Origin of the sequence: Xanthomonas cannabis pv. cannabis (assembly GCF_000802365.1) — a bacterium.
GTDB lineage: Bacteria > Pseudomonadota > Gammaproteobacteria > Xanthomonadales > Xanthomonadaceae > Xanthomonas > Xanthomonas cannabis.
This window is the reverse complement of the sequence record NZ_JSZE01000197.1, coordinates 1-4,869: the sequence shown is the minus strand read 5'-3', so window position 1 is coordinate 4,869 and position 4,869 is coordinate 1. Positions and strand designations below refer to the sequence as shown.

Sequence of the window (4,869 nt, the reverse complement as noted above, 5' to 3'; positions counted from 1 at the left end):
CTCCTGGGCCTCCTGCTGGGCTTGCGCCTCCAGGAACTCGTTGCCTCTTTTGATGAGCGCCTGCGTCGCTGCGCTGTTGGAGACTCGGTTCAGCGCTTGCTCGATCGCCAGTTCGTTCTTGCTGTCGAGCGCATAGAGCCCTTCGTCCACGTCAGGGTCGCCCGTGATGGATTTGCGCTCAGCTTTCGACGAGTCGTTTGGCGCATTCCCTTCCCCTGAACCGGAAAAGCGCTGAACTGGAGATGGGAATGCATCGGCTTGCGCGGCCGCTTCTCTGGGCGAGCGGTGACTTGGTTGGTGCGCGCTGAATGCATCCATGCTGCGACCCTCCTGGTCTAGCGCCCTCTTTTGAGCGAAGGGATAAGGTTCTCCGCGCTCGCGATACTCCCTCCATTCCTGGTGGAAGCGTTCGTCTTCCCGATCCGCCGCCTCAATCTCCTGTTGCAGTTGACGCAGCGAGCGCATGGTCTCTTCCAGGAACAGTGCGCCACCCGGGTCTGCGGCACTGCGGTCGTGCGTCGGGGTCGATTGGGTGCGCAAGTCCTCCACTTCTGCCGACCCTGCGGGGAAGCGATTCACAGCGCTGGCTTCCAAGGACTGCTCGTGTGCCTGCGCAAAGTGTTCTGCTGGCCCTACATTCGCTCCATGCTCAGTGAGCGAGCCATCGGAGGGACGGGGCTGCTCGGCCTTGGTTTCTTGCTCAGGATTTGTAAGCGCTGCGGCCTTCGATGCAATCAACGAGTCTGCTGACGCAGGCGTCGTTGGGGCCATGACACGAACCGGCGCCGCCTCCTGCTCACGTGCCATGTCTTGCTGGCGGACCGACGCTTGCTCCATCTTCATCGGCTGCGTTTGCACATGGCGAGACAGCGCCGGGGACCCCGAATCGGCCTGCACGCTTTGCATAGGTTCGTCGCCGGATTCCCGGCGCCCAGAGGGAGGCACTTGGAGGTGCGCAGCATCGCGACTCTCCAACGCATGCCTTTCCAGCGCGCGTGCCGCTTCTTGTGCTTGACGCGGCTGCGCGTCGCCTGGACCAGGCACCTGCGTCCGTGGGTCAAGCGTAGTGTGAGCCGCGCGTTCGCCTACCGGTTTGTTATTCGTCTCGAACTGCTGGTAGGCGTCTGCCTGCTGCAACTCGGGCTGCGGCGTTTGCTGAGCCAGCGCCGCAGTCGGAGCGTGCGGCTGAGGGTCGGCTTGTTGCGAGGCGTGCTGGCTGGGGTCTTGCTGCTGCGCTTGCTGCGCCTGACGTTCCTGGACTTCAACCCGCGTGGCTTCTTGAGCCTGGCGCTCTTGCTGCTGGTTGTCCTGGGCTTGGCGCTCCTGCGCCTGACGTTCGTGGACATCCCTTTCGTCACGCTCTTGCAGCTCGCGTTGCTGGCTGGTCTGTGCCTGCCTGTCTTGTAGTTGGCATTCTTCCTGTTCGCGCTGCTGCTCGACTTGGCGTTGACCTTCCAACACCGCGTGGGCCTGAAGCACTTGCTCGCTCTGCGGTCGATCTTCGTGCTCCGGCTGTTCCTGCTGGAGGTGCTCACGCACCTGCGCGGCGTGTTGCTCCTGGGCAAGACGATCTTGCTGTTCGCGTTCTTGCCGCGCCTGCGCCGCGACAGAGGCCTGCATTTGCGCCTGGAGGTCGAGCACCTGTTGCGGATTGGACGACTCGGAGGCCGAGGTGTTCGCCTCTGCCGTTCCCTCAGGCACGCGCCCTAGGCTTGGCGACTCTGATCGATTGCCTTGCGCCTCGCTCAACGCCTGCCGGATGGCTTCGCTGCTGGTCACGGCCACCACACGAGTAAGCCCATCGCTACCGCGCTGGAGGTGCGCGATGGGGCTGTCATAACCGTATTGACCGGACTCATTGCGTTGTAGCTGCTGCATCGTCGGCCCGGTGATGCCGTTGGCTTCCATAGTCCGCCGTGCGGCCAGCTCCACGGCCTGCTGGGTCTCCGGGTTGACGTTCAGATCGACGCCTGCGGCCCGGTAACGGTGCAGCAGCTCGTTGTGCTCCATCTGCGCAGCCGTGGGCGCGGGAAGCGCCCGGATTGCTGCCAAGGCTTCCTGAGAGCGCTCGATTGAGGGCTGCCACAGTTGGTCGGTCAGTTCCAGCTCTACCGCCAGATTTCCAGTGGCAACGCCGTTCTTGCCGACCCACTGTCCAGCCTCGCTCCGCTGGTAGACCTGCCTGTCGTGTCCCAGCACGTGGCCTTGCTTGGCGAGGACGCTTTCCACTGCCGCCGGCACTTCCACTCCATAGGCCTGGGCCCGCTGCGCGGCATGGTTTTCCAGGTAAGCCGTGGCGATGGCTTCGCGCCCCGTGGCGATGTTGCTTTCGATGCGCGCCAAGGCTTCCCGGTTGAGCTGCTGCGCGCGCTCCGGGGAGGCGATTTGGTGTTCATAGCTGCCCCGGTCGTTGGCACCGGATAAGGCGGTTTTGACTTGGCGTTCCCAGAGCTCGGTGGTCGGATTGCGATGCCAGTTCTGGTTATCCAATCCCACTTGGTCGCTTGCTTGGGCCGGGAGATTGAACGGGTCCTGGGGTGGCGATGCTTTGCCCAACGCCAGCTCCACTGCCTTGGCGTTGGCAAGCGCGCCCAGTTCCTGCGATTTCTCGTAGCTGGCCACCACGGGCTGCTCGCCGCTCGTGCGCCGGCCATCCGGAGCGAGGTCGATGGCCGCTTCGCGCTGCCAATTGCGACCGTTGAACTGCCACTCCACGCCCGCTTTGTCGGTCTGGTGGTAGATGGCGCGGTTGTCCAGCAGATCGGCACCTTTGTCGAACGCTTTGCTCATCAGCAGCGCGTCACCGACCACCAACGCCGCGGGCACGAAGCCGCTTCCGCTCAGCGCTGCTGCCGTGGACGCACCACCGGCCCAGCCGCCGACGTTGCGGGCCAAGGCATGAGTGACCTCGGACTGCGCGGCCGTGGCATTGCCCTGTTCCAGCAACTCGGCCGAGCGGCGGGCAGTCAACACCGCATCTGCGCCGGTGGCCAGCAATCCGCCCGAGCGCACCAAGGTGCTGGCCGACGCCGTGCCGAGCAGCACTTCCATGGAAGCGGCGCCGCTTTGACCGCGAGGAACTCGCAAAGGCCTGGCGGCTTCCTCGCCCAAGGTGTTCTCAACCAGGGCCACGCCCCTCGGCGATATGGTCAAGCGTCCGCCGTGGTAAGCGTTTGAGATGGCTTGAGACAGACCATGTCGCTGAAGCTCGGCCGCGCCACCACGGGTCAGAGGGTTGGGGACACTCTGGATATGCTGGAGCGTGCTCGCCACACGGGCTTCGGTATGCGTCACCGCCGCCCAGCCGTTATCCACCGCCGCATGGCCCTTCAGACTATGAAGTTGCACGGCATGGGCTTGCCCATAAGCGACTTCGTTGCGAAAGAAGTTCTGGACGCCTGGACGGATGTCGTCAGGCCTCAACCCCAATGGAGCGTTGGTGTGCAGGTCGCCTCGAATGAGGCCCACACGGACGGTATCGCGCAGCGTTTCCACACGCCCGGCGATGCGCTCCAGAGCATCCGCATCGCCCGCTAGCGCTCCCACTCCGTCTGGGGTCTGCTCCAAGCGCCATAACCTCTGCCGTAGCCCGACTTGGTAGTCAGCGATAGGCCCCCCGCTATGCGGGGTGATGCCCAGGGTCTGCGCAAACGCGGGGTTCGATGGCAGGAACAGTCGGTTCTCCGGCGCGTGAATATCGAAATGCCCCGCGTTCGACAACGCTTTGAGCAAGGGGCTTCGATCCAGCGTCTGTTGCTCGATGGCGTGGTGGTCTTGGAAAACAGGCCTGCTGCGAGGCATGGATCGGGCTCCTTCCTAAACCGTCGGGCTCGCGCGATTAGATATCCGAAGCGTCGATCAGCCAAAGGCCGTCGGCGTCAGTATCGGTCGCCATTCCGGCCGCCGTCACGGCGTCCTTGAACACCCGATCGCAGAAGACTGCACCGGTGTAAGGGGTCTTGAACACGTGAGCGTCGCCCAAACGCTGGCGGTCAAAGGTAACGCTGGCCCCGCCCGTCAGATCGTAGAACTTGCCGTTAACGAACGGCTCTGTGGTGTCAACAAAGAGTTGTGAGGCCACTTCATCCAACGCGTCGATTTGTTGGACCACGTCGCAAAGGAAATGTCGCGGACCAGCACTACCGTCGGCAAGGCGGTAGTCCACTTCTGCGAATGCACACGCGTGGAGGTCGACCGTTGCCATGACTTGCTGGAGCCGCTCAGACACCAGCCAGTAGCCGCTGAACCCAGGTTCTAGGTCCAAAGGTGGCGGGCCTTTGCTGGGGTTGTAGACCAAGCGCGGGGTCTCGCGAAGGGGTGGGAAGCCGCCGCCTTCGGGGAGCAGAATCAACCGCGGTGGCGAAAGCAGCCGGTCTAAATTTTCGAAGACCACGCCGTTGGTCGGCCCGTTTATCTTGCCCGCCTCAAGGATGAAAAACTCCCCAGGCTTGGGCTGACCGGCGTTTGTCGATTCCATACGAAACATTCCATCCGCCTCTCGGCTGGCTGAAAAGCTTACCTTCAACCACTCCTGTCAGCCAATCTGGACTTTAGCTGAAAGCTCCGGCTGATGTTCGCAGATGCTAAGGGCTAACTCGAAGTGAGGCGTAGGGATGGAGCCATTGGACACGACGTCCCCCCAATTTTGAGTAGCACCTCAGTTTGGAGTCCAATTCCCTACCCCAAGGAGATTGGACGTGAAGAAGCGTTTTTCCGAAGAGCAGATCATCGGCTTCCTGCGCGAGGCCGAAGCGGGCATAGCGATCAAGGACTTATGCCGGCGGCATGGCTTCAGTGAGGCCTCGTACTATCTGTGGCGCAGCAAGTTCGGCGGCATGAGCGTGCCCGACGCCAAGCGGCTCAAGGACC

The 4,869-nt window shown here is 62.9% G+C and carries 3 protein-coding genes; 1 reads left to right on the top strand and 2 read right to left on the bottom strand.

Annotation, left to right across the window (positions count from 1 at the left end; genetic code table 11):
- Together OZ10_RS22430 and OZ10_RS19970 are read right to left on the bottom strand one after the other, a co-directional pair.
- On the bottom strand, positions 1–3,801 hold a 3,801-nt coding region (locus tag OZ10_RS22430), incomplete at its 3' end, for a hypothetical protein (protein ID WP_139051378.1).
- Positions 3,802–3,838: 37 nt separating this feature from the next.
- Complete coding sequence (locus OZ10_RS19970; RefSeq protein WP_039566827.1) at positions 3,839–4,477, bottom strand: DUF1629 domain-containing protein; 639 nt, start codon at positions 4,475–4,477, stop codon at positions 3,839–3,841.
- Positions 4,478–4,697: 220 nt separating this feature from the next.
- On the opposite strand from OZ10_RS19970, the gene OZ10_RS19965 reads away from it, so the two are divergent.
- The coding region (locus tag OZ10_RS19965; RefSeq protein WP_039412924.1) for a transposase at positions 4,698–4,869 on the top strand (172 nt) is incomplete at its 3' end.